We start from the raw sequence: 15330 nt of genomic DNA, 5'->3' as shown, positions 1-15330 counted from the left end.
GACATCACGCCCACCGACGGCAGATCCCAGCCCAGAGAAATCGGCGTCGACGCGGCGACCCGGAGCATGGGCAGACCATCGTACAGGAGGCAGCAAAGTCTCGATAAACCGTTTCAAAGCGGCAATCGGACACTGAGGGTGCATGTCGTATAAACAAAAAATTTGTCAATAAATAGAAATATATCCAATACCCCACTTCGACGGGCTTGTGATTGCCAAATAGTAATTCTAGTATTACCTCGCCATTGCTTTCGGGGTGGTGAAAGCAATGCGCAGAATAGGAATGCACAGAGAACAGGGGCGTCTGCCACGCAAGCAGGCGTATTGAAGGGGTCACTGGCCGATAAACAGGTCAGCATAAAAGAACAAACAACATGGTGGACTCGAGTCCTCCGCTGACGCTCGTCAGCGGTGAGGGAACTCGCGCCGACGCCGAGCACATGAGGGATTCCGTCCTCTTATGCCTGGTCATCATTGCGCGATTCCACGGCATTAGCACAGACCCGGACCAGATGGCGCACGAGTTTCGTGCCGCTGATGGCATGACTGTGCAGGAATGCAGACTGGCGGCCAAGCACCTTGGACTCACTACCAAGGTCACGCGGCCACCTGCCGCAAGGCTCGCGCTGCAGCCGCTACCCGCCGTCGCGCTGGACTGCGACGGCAGGGCATTCGTGCTCGCGCGATTCGATGACGGCAAGGCCCTGATTCAAGACCCCTTGACAGGTCGTCCGCAAATCCTGACCAACGACGAGTTCCTGGTCCGCTGGTCAGGCGAGCTGATGCTGTTCAGCTCCCGCGCATCGATTGCGGGACAACTCGCCAAGTTTGACTTCACATGGTTCATACCTGCGGTCGTCAAGTACCGGAAGCTGCTGCTCGAGGTACTGGTGGTGTCGTTCGTGCTGCAGTTGATCGCACTGGTCACGCCGCTGTTCTTCCAGGTGGTGATGGACAAGGTGCTCGTTCATCGCGGCTTCACCACACTCGACGTCATCGCCATTGGGCTGCTGGTCGTCACGTTGTTCGAGGTCTGCCTGACCGGACTCCGCACCTATCTGTTTTCGCACACCACGAGCCGCATGGACGTCGAACTCGGGGCGCGACTGTTCCGCCATCTGCTGACGCTGCCGCTCGCGTACTTCCAGGCGCGGCGCGTCGGCGACTCCGTGGCGCGCATCCGGGAACTCGAGAACATTCGCTCATTCCTGACCGGAAACGCCATCACGGTGGTGCTGGACCTCGTCTTTTCGTTCGTCTTCCTGGCGGTGATGTTCTACTACAGCGGCTGGCTAACGCTGATCGTAGTGGTATCGCTACCGAGTTACTTCCTGCTGTCGCTGTTGTTTACACCCACGCTGCGTGGCAGGCTGCACGAGAAATTCAACCGTGGCGCAGAGAACCAGGCGTTTCTGGTGGAAACCATCAGCGGCATCCAGACCGTGAAGGCCATGGCTGTAGAGCCGCAATGGACCCGCAAGTGGGACGATCAACTAGCCCAGTATGTCGGCGCGGGCTTTAAGACCACTACCGTCGGCACTGTCGCCAATGGCGGAGTCACGCTGATCAGCAAGCTCGTCACCGTGGCCACGATGTACTTCGGGGCCAAACTGGTCATTGAGGGTGCCCTGACCGTCGGTCAGCTCATCGCTTTCAACATGTTGTCCAGCCACGTCGCCACGCCCGTGATGCGACTTGCGCAACTGTGGACCGACTTCCAGCAGACTGGCATATCGATCCAGCGACTTGGCGACATCCTCAATACGCGCACCGAGGTCGCCAACGCAAAATCGCCACTGCCCTCAGTGAAAGGCGCGATCAACTTCGATGAGGTCGTATTTCGCTATCGCCCTGACATGCCTGAGGTGTTGCGCGGCGTATCGCTGTCGGTACGTCCAGGAGAAGTCATCGGCATCGTCGGACGTTCGGGTTCCGGGAAAAGCACGCTTACCAAGCTCGTGCAACGCCTTTACGTGCCCGAGCGTGGCCGCGTGCTGATCGACGATATCGACCTCGCGCTGGCCGATGCATCATCACTACGTCGGCAGATTGGCGTGGTGCTGCAGGACAACATGCTGTTCAGCCGCACGATCCGGGAGAACATCGCCCTGACCGATCCCGGCGCGCCACTGTCTGCCGTCGTGAAGGCCGCGCAACTGGCCGGTGCCCATGAGTTCATCTCGGAACTGCCGGAGGGCTATGACACGCAGGTAGGCGAGCACGGTGCCACGTTGTCTGGCGGACAGCGCCAGCGCATCGCCATCGCGCGTGCACTCATGAGCAACCCGCGCATTCTGATTTTTGATGAGGCGACCAGCGCGCTGGACTACGAGTCCGAACGCGTCATCCAGCAGAACATGAAGGCCATCTGTCACGGGCGTACCGTGCTCATCATCGCGCACCGCCTCTCGGCAGTCCGCGATGCCAACCGTATTGTCGTGATGGACAAGGGACAGATCGTCGAGATCGGCTCGCATTCCGAGTTGCTGGCACAACGTGGCAGTCAGTACGCGCAACTCCACGCAATCCAGACGGGTTAATGTCATGACCATTTCCCAGCAACTCTGCGGCCTTGGCGACCTGCTCGCACACTACGGCAAGATCTTCAGCCTGGCATGGCGGGACCGCAAGGTCCTTGACGGCCCCGCCTACCGGCGCGATGAAGCCGCATTCCTCCCGGCAGCGCTAGCGCTGACCGCGAGCCCGCCATCGCCTATCCCGCGCGTCACCCTGTGGCTGCTGATCTCGTTTCTGGTGATAGCGTTGACCTGGGCGATCTTCGGGCAGATCGATATCGTTGCCACCGCGCAAGGCAAGATCGTGCCGAACGACCGGACGAAGGTAATCCAGCCGGTCGAAGTTGCCACAATTACCGGAATCCACGTCACCGATGGGCAATTCGTGCGAGCCGGCGAAACGCTGATCGAACTGGATCCCACCGCGAGCAAGGCCGATCAGGCGCGATTAAGCCACGACCTCGCACTCGCAAGGCTGCAGGTCGCACGTGCGCAGGCCATACTCGACACCATCGAGCGGGGACACACGCCGCAGCTCGTGCACATCGAGAGTGTGTCCGAATCGGCCTTTCGGCAGGCCCAGGGCTGGCTCGACGGACAGTATCGCGACTACCAGGCCAAGGTCGCGCGCATCGAAGCCGATATGGCCAAACGCGAGGCGGAAGCCCAATCCACCCGCGAAATGGTCCGCAAGCTGGAGCGTACGCTGCCCCTCGCGCAGCAGCGCGCGCAAGACTTCAAGGATCTTGCAGATCGCAACTTCGTCTCCAAGCACGGTTATCTCGAAAAGGAACAGATCCGCATCGAGCAGGAAGCGGACCTCGCCACCCAACGCAGCCGCCTGAAGGAGCAGGAGGCGGCGTTGCGCGAAGGCAAGGCCGGGATGAACGCGTTGGTTGCGGAGACGCGCCGTACCAATCTTGAACTACTCAATGAAGGCAAGCAGAAGGAAGCCGAGCTGACGCAGGAGGTCACGAAAGCATCGGTCCGCGTCAAGCAGCAAAGCCTGATCGCCCCGGTCGATGGCAAGGTGCAGCAGCTCGCGGTCCATACGGTCGGCGGCGTCGTCACTGAAGCGCAGGCGCTCATGGTGGTGGTGCCAAGCGAGAACGCGGTCGAGATCGAAGCAATGCTCGAGAACAAGGACATTGGCTTCGTCAAACCGGGCCAGTCGGCGATCGTGAAGGTGGAAACATTCCTCTACACGAAGTACGGCACGATCGACGGAACCGTGACCACAGTGTCCGATGACGCAATTCAGGATGAAAAACGCGGGCTGATCTATGCGGCTCGGATTCGGTTGAAGCAGAACACGATCGATGTGGATGGCAAGCAGGTGGCTATTTCACCGGGCATGCTCGTCACCGCGGAGATCAAGACCGGCAAACGTCGGCTGATCGAATACTTTCTGTCGCCGCTTATCCAGCATACGAGTGAGAGTCTGCGGGAGCGCTGAGCAGCACGCGGCTTATCCTTAACGATAGCTAAATCTATGATGTCTGATGAACTCCTGACAATCGGCATACGCATTATTTATTTCGCGATATTTGTCCTTGTTGGAACCGGCGTTTTCTATATTCCAAAGCGATGTCGCGATATGACAAAGAGATACCGAGATCGTCGCACAAGGAAAGATTTGTCATTCGAGGAGAGACAGATAGCTGAAACATCGATGATCGAGATATTCATGTTCAGGATATGTATTGCTTCAATATTAATAGGTATTTTTCTAGTAATTTTTGGGATTACTGTTCGTATATTTTATTAATAAAATAAGAGGTTAATCATGACGGGAACAAAGTCATCCACAGCTGAGAAACTAGAGACAATCGCTGGAGCAATTGGAATTGCCGGCACTTTACTTGTGAAAATCGCGGCCAAGAGCAATCCGTGGGCAGGCGCGTATACGACAATCCTGACCGGGCAGCCCGCTTGGGTGGCAGCTATGGCCGACCTGCTCGACAAGACGGACCAGGGTACTGCCAAGTGGGAAGATGTTGCTGAAGTCGTACTTAAGACCGAAGCTTTGATTGCTGCATACGGTGTGGTCGTTGGCGCAACGCTGGCACCTCAAGCAGCGGTGTTGGTCGCTGGTCTCGGAATTTTGCTTACGGCATGGAGACACCGTGATGTCGTCGACGATATGCTGCCATCGGACGCCTTAGCCGAAGTCTATAAGGCCTTGGGCATCAATGCCCCAACTGGCAAAGACGCGATCTCCAGCTCCCTCAGGGACAAATGGAACAACAATGCGCAGACAGTCAGCCCACTTATCATCGATCTGGACGGAGATGGCGTGGAAACTGTATCCAGCGCAGATGGCATCTACTTCGACCACGACGGCGATGGATTCGCCGAAAGTACTGGATGGGTAGGGAAGGACGACGGCCTCCTCGTCATGGATCGCAATGGCGATGGCAAGATCGATAGCGGCGCCGAGCTATTTGGCCAGTTCACGCCAGGCGGCGATGGGAACGCGCCCAATGGATTCGATGCATTGCGCGCACTCGACTCGAATCACGATGGGAAGTTTGATGCCGCCGACGTAGACTTTGACAAGGTGCTCGTCTGGCAAGATAAGAACCAGGACGGAAACGTGCAAGATGGCGAGCTCATGTCGCTCGGTGCCGCCAACGTGGCGTCCATTTCGCTCGATGCAATTGCCAGTAACCAAGTTGACGGCAACCAGAATCAGCATGGTTTGCTGGGCTCCTATACCGGCACGGATGGTCATATCGGCGCCGTAACGGACGTCTGGTTCCATGTCGACCCCACGGATACGATAGACCTCAATACTGAAGAAGACAACGAGTCGACCCTCGCAGGGATGCCGGACGTTGAAGGATCGGGACGAGTCAGCAGTCTCCATCAGGCGATACTCAAGGACACTGGTGGCACACTGTTGGCACTCGTTAGCCAGTTTGCTGCAAACGCCGAAGCTCCTGCACGCTGGGATCTCGTTGACGCGATCATCTACAAATGGATGGGTGCCGCGTTGGTAGATCCCCATAGCCGGGGCGAGTACCTGGACGATGCACGCAAGCTCGTTGCGCTGGAGAACTACTTGGGTGAGTCGTTCATACAAGGAGCCGGCACCAATGCTGGGACTGGGAATCCTGGGCCCAACGCCTCAGCCCAGATCAACGGCATGTACCAGGATCTTCGAAACTTCGTGTATGGCGAGCTGATTCTGCAGACTCGATATGCCGACTACATGGACGCACTTGACCTCACGTTTTCCGAGGTAGACAGCACCCCGAAGTTTGACGTGAGCGACATCGTGGCGCTGTTGAAAGCGCGCTATGCGAGCGATCCAAACGGTGCCAGGGCGGACATCATCGAGTTCGGCCAAGCACTCGGTCAGAACGGATTCATCGGCGACGAAATACTTAAAGCGCTGCGCACTTCGTCAGATGCTCAGTCAGGCGACGGATTCGGCGCCTTACTCTCGCAGATTGGCTTTGTTCAGGGAACCGCCATTACCGGAGACGACACGGCCAACCGCATCACTGGAGACGCTATCGCGGAAACCATCAGCGGCATGGGCGGCAACGATATTCTTCTTGGCAACGGTGGCGACGACAAGCTCTCGGGCGGCGACGGTGACGACGTGCTCGACGGCGGCGCTGGTAACGACACTCTCACTGGCGGCAAAGGCAACGACAAGTACCTGTTCGGGCCGGGCGCAGGCTACGACACCATCGACAACACGTCCTCAGACGCAGTGGGATCGGATGCCGTCGTTATCGGTGGCGGCCTTGGCAAGGACGATGTCACGCTTACGCGTTCCAATGATGATCTATACATCTCGATCAACGGCACCAGCGACCTCCTGCTGATCAAGGGATATTTCCTGCAGGACGCTGGCACTTCAGCCGCAGTAGGACAAATCCAGTTTGCCAATGGCGACGTGCTTGGCATCGCGGATGTCAAAGCTCAGGTCATTCTCGGTCGCGACGTGTCGGACGTAATCTACGGTTATGCCACCAATGATGTACTGAACGGTCTTGGGGGCAACGACCGCATCGAGGGCCGCGGTGGAAACGACATTCTCGATGGTGGCGGCGGCAACGATACGCTCAACGGGGGCGCAGGCAGCGACACATACCTGTTCGGCCGCAACTCGGGCAACGACACGATTTCTGAGTCGGCTGACAGCACTGCCAACACGGATATCGTAAAGTTCGACGCAGATATCCTGCCAACGGACATCGTCCTGAAGCGTGACGGCGTTACCGACGATCTCCTGATCTCGATCGCAGGCTCCAGCAGCACGCTGCGCATTACCAACTACTTCTATAGCGACGGCGCCTACTACGGCATCGAGCAACTGAAGTTCGCAGATGGTACGGTATGGGATTTCAACACCGTGCTGAACCAGACGCTTGCGAGTACGGCGGGTAGTGACACGATCGTCGGCTCCAGTGGCGCGAACGTGCTGAATGGTGGCGCGGGCGATGACCGTCTCGAGGGCCGTGGCGGTAACGACGTGCTCGACGGTGGAGAGGGCAATGACTACCTTGACGGCGGCATCGGCAGCGACAATTACCTGTTCGGCCGCAATTCCGGCAGCGATCGCATTGTCGAATCGGGCGACAGCGGAGCCAATACCGATGTAGTGCTGTTCGACGCCGATGTACTGCCCTCCGATGTGATCCTGAAGCGGGACGGCACGACCGACGACCTGCTCATCACGATTGCTGGCTCTACCAGCACGCTGCGCATCTCGAAGTACTTCTATAGCGATGGCGCGTACTATGGCATCGAGCAATTGAAGTTTGCCGATGGAACTGTGCTGGACTATCAGACCGTCTTCGGCATGACATTAGCTGGAACCGACGGCAACGATGTACTGGTCGGCAATGGCGGAGCCAATACGCTACGCGGCGGCGCGGGCAACGACACGATCGATGGTCGTGGCGGCAATGACCTGATCGATGGTGGCGCGGGCAACGACACGCTCAATGGCAATACGGGCAACGATACCTATCTCTTCGGGCGCAACTCCGGAAACGACCGTATTGCCGAATCCGGCGATGGCAGCGCCAATACTGACATCGTGCAGTTCGACGCAGACATCGCACCCGGGGACGTCATCGTCAGGCGAGACGGCACCACCGATACGCTGCTGATTTCGATTGCCGGCAGCGACAGCACGCTTCGCATCGACAACTACTTCTATAGCGACGGCTACTACTACGGCATTGAACAGTTGAAGTTTGCGGACGGTACCGTCTGGGACTTCAACGTGGTGCTGAACCAAGTGAACCAGGGTACTGCTAGTAACGACATTCTCATCGGTAGCGGTGCGGCGAACACGCTCGCGGGCGGCGATGGCGATGACAAGCTTGACGGGCGGGCTGGCAATGACGTGCTGGACGGCGGTACTGGTAACGACACGCTTAACGGCAACACCGGCAGCGACGTATACCTATTCGGCCGCAATTCAGGTAACGACCGTATCGCAGAATCCGGCGACGGCGGCGCGAATACTGACGTCGTGCGGTTCGACGCAGATATTGTCCCTGCCGACATCATCGTCAAGCGGGATGGCACAACCGACGATCTGCTGATCTCGATCCAAGGCAGTACGAGCACCTTGCGTATCGAGAAATTCTTCTACAACGACGGCTATTACTACGGTATTGAACAGTTGAAGTTCGCGGACGGTACTGTCTGGGACTTCAACGCCATACTGAACCAGGTGAACCAGGGCACGGAGGGGAACGATGTTCTGATCGGCAGCGGTGCTGCAAACACCCTTGCGGGTGGCGACGGAGACGACCTGCTGGACGGCCGTGGTGGCAACGATGTATTGGACGGCGGCTCCGGCAACGACACGCTCAATGGTGGCGCGGGCAGCGATACCTATTTGTTCGGCCGCAACTCCGGCAACGATCGCATCGCTGAGTCGTCCGATGGCCTCGCCAATACCGATGTCGTCCTGTTCGATACCGACATTCAACCGGAAGACATCACCGTGCGTCGCGTTGCCGGCACGGACGATCTCATCCTGTCGATTGCCGGTTCCAACAGCACGCTGCGCATCGACAAATACTTCTATAACAATAACGGTGCCTACTATGGCATTGAGCAACTGAAGTTCGTGGACGGCACAACCTGGACGCTCGATACGGTTTTAGCCAAATCGATCGCCAGTACTCCCGGAGACGACGTGATCGTAGCTGGCAGCGCCAACGACACGCTCCACGGCGACACCGGCAATGACACCATCTACGGTGCTGGCGGCAATGATGTGCTGTTCGGCGATGCCGGGGACGATACGCTCTATGGCGATGATGGAGCCGACATCATTGATGGCGGTGCGGGCAACGATACGCTATACGGGGGAGCCGGTATCGACGTATTCCGTTTCGGTACGGGTTATGGGCGTGACACCATTGGTAGCGCAGACAGTTCGGGCGCCCAGCTCGATACCGTAGAGCTGACCGACATCAACGTAGCAGACCTCAGCGTGCGACGTGTCGGCGACGCCCTCGTGCTGGTGCACGCGAATGGACAAGATGCCTTGACCATCAACGCCTACTTTACCCAGTCGGGTACCGTTAGCACGGTCAAAAATCTGAAGTTCCCCGATGGCACGATATGGGATGCTGCGGCGATCCGTGCGAACGTCGTGACCTACGGCGACGAAAACGATAACGTCATTGTTGCCCTGCCGGGAATGGCCAACACCATCCGGGGTCTCGGTGGCAACGACAGCCTGACCGGTGGCAACCTCAATGACCGCCTCGACGGTGGCGAGGGCAACGATACGTTGAACGGGGGCGCGGGTGACGACACGCTGATCGGGGGCGTCGGCAATGATTTGCTCAATGGCGGGTCGGGCAGCGACACCTTCGTCTTTAGCAAGGGCTTCGGTCAGGACACCATCACCCAGAGCGACTCGAGCTCGGGTCGCGTCGACCAGTTGCAGTTCACGGACCTCGCCAGCACCGATCTGCTCAGCATCACACGCAGTGGTTTTAACGTGGTGCTTGCCTTCGCCAGCGGCGACAGCGTGACATTGAAGGACTTCTACAACAGCGACAGCTATCCCGAGTACAAGATCGACAAGCTGGTCTTCACTGATGCCACCTGGACCCGCAGCGGCCTGATGGCAGCATTGACCAATTTGAGCGCGGGCGCCGACACCGTGACGGCATCCAACCTCGTCGGTGCGAATATCGCGGGCCTGGGCGGCAATGACAATCTGACCGGTGGCAACCTCAATGACCGTCTCGATGGTGGCGAAGGCAACGACACCCTCAAGGGAGGGAGTGGCAATGACATCCTGATTGGTGGCATCGGAGACGATACGCTTGATGGAGGTGCCGGCAGTGACACATTTGTCTTCAGCAAGGGGTTCGGACAAGACACCGTCGTTCAGAGCGACTCGGCCGTTGGCCGCGTCGATCAACTGCAATTCACCGATCTCAACACATCGGATGTCGATAGCGTCAGTCGATCGGGATCGGACCTGGTGCTGTCGTTTAACAGCGGTGACAGTGTCACCCTGAAGGACTTCTACTACTCCGATAGTTACCCTGAACGCAAGATCGATCAGGTCACGTTCGCCGACGGCACAATCTGGACCCGTGCGGACCTGATGGGCGCCTTCACCATGCTTAGCTCTGCCGATGACGTCTTCGTAAGCAACAGCAGCCTCTACGGAGTGAATATCGGAGGCGGGCTGGGCAACGACAGCCTTACGGGCGGAATCTTCAGCGACAAGCTGGACGGCGGCGAGGGCAATGATCTGCTGTTTGGCGGTGGCGGCGGGGACTTCCTGACGGGCGGCTCAGGCGCGGACACGCTGACGGGGGGCACCGGCAACGATACGTATCGCTTCGTTCGAGGTAGTGGCGCGGATCGCGTCGTCGAAAACGACAGCACTGCCGGCAACGCGGATGCGCTGTCGTTCGACCAGAACACCTCTTACGATCAAGTCTGGTTCAGCCAATCCGGGTCTGACCTTGTAGTGGGCCAGATCGGCACCTCGGACAGCATGACGATCGTGGGATGGTTCTCGTCGAGCGCGAATCACGTCGAGAAGTTCGTCATGTCGGACGGCAAGCAGTTGCTGGACTCGCAGGTCAATTCTCTGGTGTCGGCCATGGCGCAGTTCGCACCGCCCGCGCCGGGGCAGACCACGCTCAGCGAGGAGTATCAGGCCGCGCTCGGGGCGACATTGGCTGCGAACTGGAAGTAGGTTCGTGGGAGAGAGCGCCTCTCCCGTTGCGGGGGAGAGGGCCAGCCGTTTAAATTGCGAAGTGGTCGGCAAGCAGAACCTCCAGCCCTCTCCCCCAACCCCTCTCCCGCCCTGCGGGAGAGGGGAGCTAAGGAGAAGAGGGGAGCGAAACTCCGCGCAACGCCGCCACCATCCCCGCCACCATCTCATTCACCTCGGCTTCTCTTCGCCACATCACCCCCACCGACGGCAAATCCCAGCTCAGCGAAAACGGCAGCGTCGCCGCGTCGCCCAATTCAGCCAGTTCCGCCGCCACGGCACGCGGCACGATGGTAATGGTGTCCGGCTGGCTGCGTAGCAGCGTCGCCATCGGCTTGATCGAGTAGGTTTCGACGATGGGCAGCGGTGGTGCAACACCAGCTACTGCGAACATCGTGTTGATGGTGCGGCGGACCGGCGTATGGGGCGGCGGCAAAATCCAGTCGAGTTCGGCCAGCCGTTTCCAGTCGAGTCCAGCGCGCGTCAGCCGCGCTTGCGCCTGCGACGGTACCACGAGCACGGGTTCTTCCCGATACAGCGGCTGCTGCATGATGTCCTCGCCGGTCACGTAGAACGAGCGCGCGATCACGCAATCGAGTTCGTGGCCGCGCAGCGCGTTGACGAGTTCGTCGGTGGTGCCTTCGCGCACCAGCACCGAGATACGCGGCGACTGTCCCAGCCCATAGGCCAGCGCGGCATCGAGTACCGCGCGGGCCGTGTAGGGGATCACGCCGAGCCGCAGCCGTCCGCGCCCGCCCGCCTCGATCACGGCCAGTTGGCGGCCCAGTGCATCGGCATCGGCCAATGTCGTGCGCGCATGAGCGAGGACCGCGTCGCCCGTGGCGGTCGGCTCCAGTCCGTTGCGCGTGCGCGTGAACAGCGGCGTCATGAAGATGTCTTCGATCTCGCGCAACGCCTTGGTTACGGCGGGCTGCGACAAATTGAGCTCGGCGGCGACGCGCGAGATCGAACGTTGACGCTCCAGCGCCAGCAGCAACGGCAAATGCCGCAGGCGCAGGCGCGACACAATCTGATGCAGCAGCTTGTCAGTAGCGATGGGCATAGGGGCGCGAATCAGCAAAGTCGTATAACCGAATGGTAATGCAACGATAAGTTATTCGATCTTGGCAGTTATTTTCCCTGCCTATACTCGAATCACAAGTCAATTGCCTGCAACAGGAGTCATTCACCCATGTTCACGACACGCCCCGAGATCGTCGGCACGTTCGGCGTTGCTGCCTCCACGCACTGGCTGGCCACGCAAACCGCGATGGGTGTGCTGGAGAAGGGCGGCAATGCCTTCGACGCCGCCGTGGCGGCTGGTTTCGTGCTGCAAGTGGTGGAGCCGCACCTGAACGGTCCGGGCGGCGAAGTGCCGATCCTGTTCTGGAGCGAGCGCGAGCGCGCGATGCGATCGGTCTGCGGCCAGGGTCCGGCGCCGGCGCTGGCCGATCCGGCAGCGCTCCTCGCGCAGGGCATGGAGATGATGCCCGGCATCGGCCTGATGCCCGCCACGGTGCCCGGCGCGTTTGGCGCATGGATGACGATGTTGCGCGATCACGGTACGTGGTCCGTGGCCGATGTGCTGGCACCGGCCATCGGCTATGCGCGAGACGGCTTTCCACTGGTGCCGCGCATCTCGCAAGCCATCCTCGCCGTGCAGTCGCTGTTCCGTGACGAGTGGCACAGTTCCGCGCAAACCTGGCTGCCCGATGGCAAGGTGCCGCGCCCCGGCGCACTGCACACGCTGCCGGTGCTGGCCGATACCTACACGCGTATTGTCGAGATCGCGCAGTCCAAGAGCGATACCCGTACCGGCCAGATCGAAGCCGCGATGGATGGCTGGTATCGCGGTTTCGTGGCCGAAGCCATCGACGCCTATTGCAAGGACACGCCCGTGCGCGACACCACGGGCGAGAAGCACACCGGCCTGCTGCGCTATGACGACATGGCGAACTGGCGGCCCGTGGTGGAAACGCCGCCCACGCTCGACTTCGGCCGCTACACCGTGGCGAAGTGCGATATCTGGAGCCAGGGCCCGGTCTTCCTGCAGCAACTCGGCATGCTGCGCCACGCAGGTCTTGAAGCCCACGCACCCACGTCGCCCGAGTTCGTCCACAAGATCGCGGAGGCTGCCAAGCTGGCCATGGCCGACCGCGCCGCGTGGTATGGCGATCCGCTGTTCGAGGATAGTCACCTTGGCGCACTGCTGAATCCGCACTATCTGGCGTCGCGCGCCGCGTTGATCGGTGACCGCGCCATACCGACGATGCAGCCCGGTACGCTGGGTGGCAAAGCACCGCGCATGCCGGATCTTGCCGTGGCCGAGCGCACGCTGGCGGCTGCCGATACGCGCTTCGGCATTGGTGAGCCGACTTTCGCCGCGCTGCCACCGGTGGCGGAATGGGCGGAGCGTGAAGTCTTTGTCGGCGATACCTGCCATATCGACGTGATCGACCGACACGGCAACATGGTGGCGGCCACGCCGTCAGGCGGCTGGCTGTCGTCGAGCCCGACGATTCCGTCGCTCGGCTTCGCGTTGAACACGCGGCTGCAGATGACCTGGCTCGAACCGGGTCTGCCCAATACGCTGGCACCGGGCAAGCGTCCGTGCACCACGTTGTCGCCATCGATGTGCCTGCGCGATGGCGAACCGTACATGGTGTTCGGCACGCCCGGCGGCGACCAGCAGGACCAATGGTCGCTGGCTTTCTTCATGCGCCACGCGGTACACGGCATGAACCTGCAGGAAGCCATCGACGCACCGGCCTGGCACGTGGACCACTTCCCGCAATCGTTCTGGCCGCGCCAGACCACGCTGAACCGCATCACCGTCGAAGGCCGCATGCCAGCGCAGACCATCGATGCGCTGCGCGCACGCGGGCACGAAGTTCGCGTAGGAGAAGACTGGTCCGAAGGCCGCATGTCTGCGTGCACGCGCGAGCGCGATGCAAAGGGCCGGCTGGTGCTGCGCGCCGGTGCCAATGCGCGCGGCATGCAGGGCTATGCCGTGGGCCGCTGAAGGATTACTACAACGCTGAAGACAGAAGGGGAGTTGCATCATGAAGTCCGTATTCAAGGCGCTGCTGTGCGGCGTGACTGCTTTGTCCGCATCGTTTGCCAGCCTCGCCGGGGCCGCCGATGCGTATCCCACCAAGCCCATCACGCTGATCGTGCCCTGGGCGGCCGGCGGCTCCACCGACATCCTGGCGCGCGTGCTGTCCGAGCACCTGACCAAATCGCTGGGCCAGCCGGTGATCGTCGACAACAAGCCTGGTGCCTCGGGCAACATCGGTTCGGCCATGGTCGCGCGTGCGCTGCCCGATGGCTACACGCTGCTCGTCGGTTCGATGAGCACACACGCGATGAACCCGGCGCTGATGGCCAACATGCCGTTCAAGGGCGTGGACGATTTCACGCCGCTGGGTCTGCTGGCCTACGTGACTAACACGATGGTCGTGAACCCGTCGGTGCCGGCGAACAACGTCAAGGAACTGATCGCCTATGCCAAGGCGAATCCCGGCAAGCTGGCCTATGCGAGCGCCGGTCCTGGTTCGACCAATCACCTGAGCGCGGTGCTGTTCGAGAAGATGGCTGGCGTGCAGATGCTGCACGTACCGTACAAGGGCGGCGCGCCCGCTGTAGTGGATACGGTGGCGGGCCAGACGCAACTGCTGTTCTCGGCCGGCACGCAGACGCTGCCGCACGTGAAGGCCGGCAAGCTCAAGCTGCTGGCCGTGACGGAGGCCAAGCGTTCGCCGCTGCTGCCGAACGTGCCGACGGTTGGCGAAACGATTCCCGGCTATGAACTGGCAGTCTGGTACGGCGCATTTGGTCCTAAGAACATGCCCGCCCCGCTGGTGGCAAAGTTGAATTCGGAGATCAACCGCGTGATGTCGCTGCCCGAGGTCAAGGCCAAGATGGATGGTATCGGCGTGGAAACCGCGACATCGACGCCGCAGGAATTCGGCAAGATCCTGCGCCACGATGCCGTGCGCTACGGCAAGCTGATCAAGGAACTCGGCATCCAGGGGGAATGATGGCAAGCGTCGATACGCTGGGCCATTGGCAGACGCATCTGCATCCGCTGTTCGATCGCCTGCGCGGTGCGGCCACGCCCGAGGCCGTGATGGATGCAGTGGGGCAGGCCACGCTGGAGATCGTCGGGCCGGGATTGTTGACGATCAATGCATGGCACGCCGAGAGTCACGAAATCGAACGGCTGTGGTCGTCTGACCCGCTTGCCTATCCGGTCGGCGGCAAGAAGATCAAGGGTGACACGGCCTGGACGCGTCAGTTGCTGGTGCGTGGCGAGGTCTTTGTTGGTGAGGGCGACGAGGCGCTGGCTGCTGTCTTCGACGACATCGCGGTCATCCGGGAGCTGGGGTTGAACGGCGTGGTGAATGTGCCGCTGTGTCATGGTGGCCGGGTGATCGGGACGTTCAATTACCTGGCTGGCGTGGACGCTTGGACGGGTGAGGATTTGACGGCGTTGCGGATGCTGGGGCAGATGGTGGTGGGGGCGGTGGCTGGACGCTGAATACCCGCTTGTTTTCTCCCCTCTCCCGCGCAGTGGGAGAGGGG

At 60.3% G+C, this 15330-nt stretch carries 7 protein-coding genes; 6 read left to right on the top strand and 1 reads right to left on the bottom strand.

The features are described 5' to 3' along the window. The first annotated feature begins 440 nt into the window (after nt 1–440). From FFS21_RS09090 to FFS21_RS32440, 3 genes are all read left to right on the top strand, one after another. Nucleotides 441–2540, top strand: a complete 2100-nt coding sequence (locus tag FFS21_RS09090; RefSeq protein WP_137924499.1) for a type I secretion system permease/ATPase — start codon at nt 441–443, stop codon at nt 2538–2540. Between the two features lie 4 nt (nt 2541–2544). Continuing rightward, nucleotides 2545–3972 carry an HlyD family type I secretion periplasmic adaptor subunit gene (locus FFS21_RS09085; protein ID WP_137924498.1) on the top strand — a complete coding sequence of 476 codons (1428 nt, stop codon included), beginning with the start codon at nt 2545–2547 and terminating at the stop codon, nt 3970–3972. A 330-nt stretch (nt 3973–4302) separates the two neighbouring features. Beyond that, complete coding sequence (locus tag FFS21_RS32440) at nt 4303–10728, top strand: calcium-binding protein (protein WP_137924497.1); 6426 nt, start codon at nt 4303–4305, stop codon at nt 10726–10728. A 127-nt stretch (nt 10729–10855) separates the two neighbouring features. Here the strand turns inward: FFS21_RS32440 and FFS21_RS09075 are convergent, their stop codons facing one another. Beyond that, on the bottom strand, nt 10856–11809 hold the full coding sequence (locus FFS21_RS09075) for a LysR family transcriptional regulator (RefSeq protein ID WP_137924496.1): 954 nt from the start codon (nt 11807–11809) through the stop codon (nt 10856–10858). A 129-nt stretch (nt 11810–11938) separates the two neighbouring features. Here FFS21_RS09075 and FFS21_RS09070 point away from each other — a divergent pair, with 129 nt between their 5' ends. The 3 genes from FFS21_RS09070 to FFS21_RS09060 are packed head-to-tail and all read left to right on the top strand — an operon-like array spanning nt 11939 to nt 15286. Then, the gene (locus FFS21_RS09070) at nt 11939–13768 is read left to right on the top strand and encodes a gamma-glutamyltransferase family protein (RefSeq protein WP_137924495.1); all 1830 of its coding nucleotides are present in this window, start codon (nt 11939–11941) and stop codon (nt 13766–13768) included. A 40-nt stretch (nt 13769–13808) separates the two neighbouring features. Further along, nucleotides 13809–14786, top strand: a complete 978-nt coding sequence (locus FFS21_RS09065; protein ID WP_137924494.1) for a Bug family tripartite tricarboxylate transporter substrate binding protein — start codon at nt 13809–13811, stop codon at nt 14784–14786. Beyond that, nucleotides 14783–15286: a GAF domain-containing protein gene (locus FFS21_RS09060; RefSeq protein WP_137924493.1), complete on the top strand. Its 504-nt coding sequence runs from the start codon at nt 14783–14785 to the stop codon at nt 15284–15286. The genes FFS21_RS09065 and FFS21_RS09060 overlap by 4 nt, the downstream gene beginning before the upstream one ends. Nucleotides 15287–15330 lie beyond the last annotated feature (44 nt).

It is taken from the genome of Cupriavidus sp. 2SB (assembly GCF_005503625.1).
In the GTDB taxonomy this organism is placed as follows: domain Bacteria; phylum Pseudomonadota; class Gammaproteobacteria; order Burkholderiales; family Burkholderiaceae; genus Cupriavidus.
This window is presented reverse-complemented; position numbering and strand designations above follow the sequence as displayed.

Coding starts and splice junctions, on each gene's coding strand:
- FFS21_RS09070 (WP_137924495.1), top strand. CDS start 11,939: ATGTTCACGACACGCCCCGAGATCGTCGGCACGTTCGGCGTTGCTGCC.
- FFS21_RS32440 (WP_137924497.1), top strand. CDS start 4,303: ATGACGGGAACAAAGTCATCCACAGCTGAGAAACTAGAGACAATCGCT.
- FFS21_RS09075 (WP_137924496.1), bottom strand. CDS start 11,809: ATGCCCATCGCTACTGACAAGCTGCTGCATCAGATTGTGTCGCGCCTG.
- FFS21_RS09085 (WP_137924498.1), top strand. CDS start 2,545: ATGACCATTTCCCAGCAACTCTGCGGCCTTGGCGACCTGCTCGCACAC.
- FFS21_RS09090 (WP_137924499.1), top strand. CDS start 441: ATGAGGGATTCCGTCCTCTTATGCCTGGTCATCATTGCGCGATTCCAC.
- FFS21_RS09065 (WP_137924494.1), top strand. CDS start 13,809: ATGAAGTCCGTATTCAAGGCGCTGCTGTGCGGCGTGACTGCTTTGTCC.
- FFS21_RS09060 (WP_137924493.1), top strand. CDS start 14,783: ATGATGGCAAGCGTCGATACGCTGGGCCATTGGCAGACGCATCTGCAT.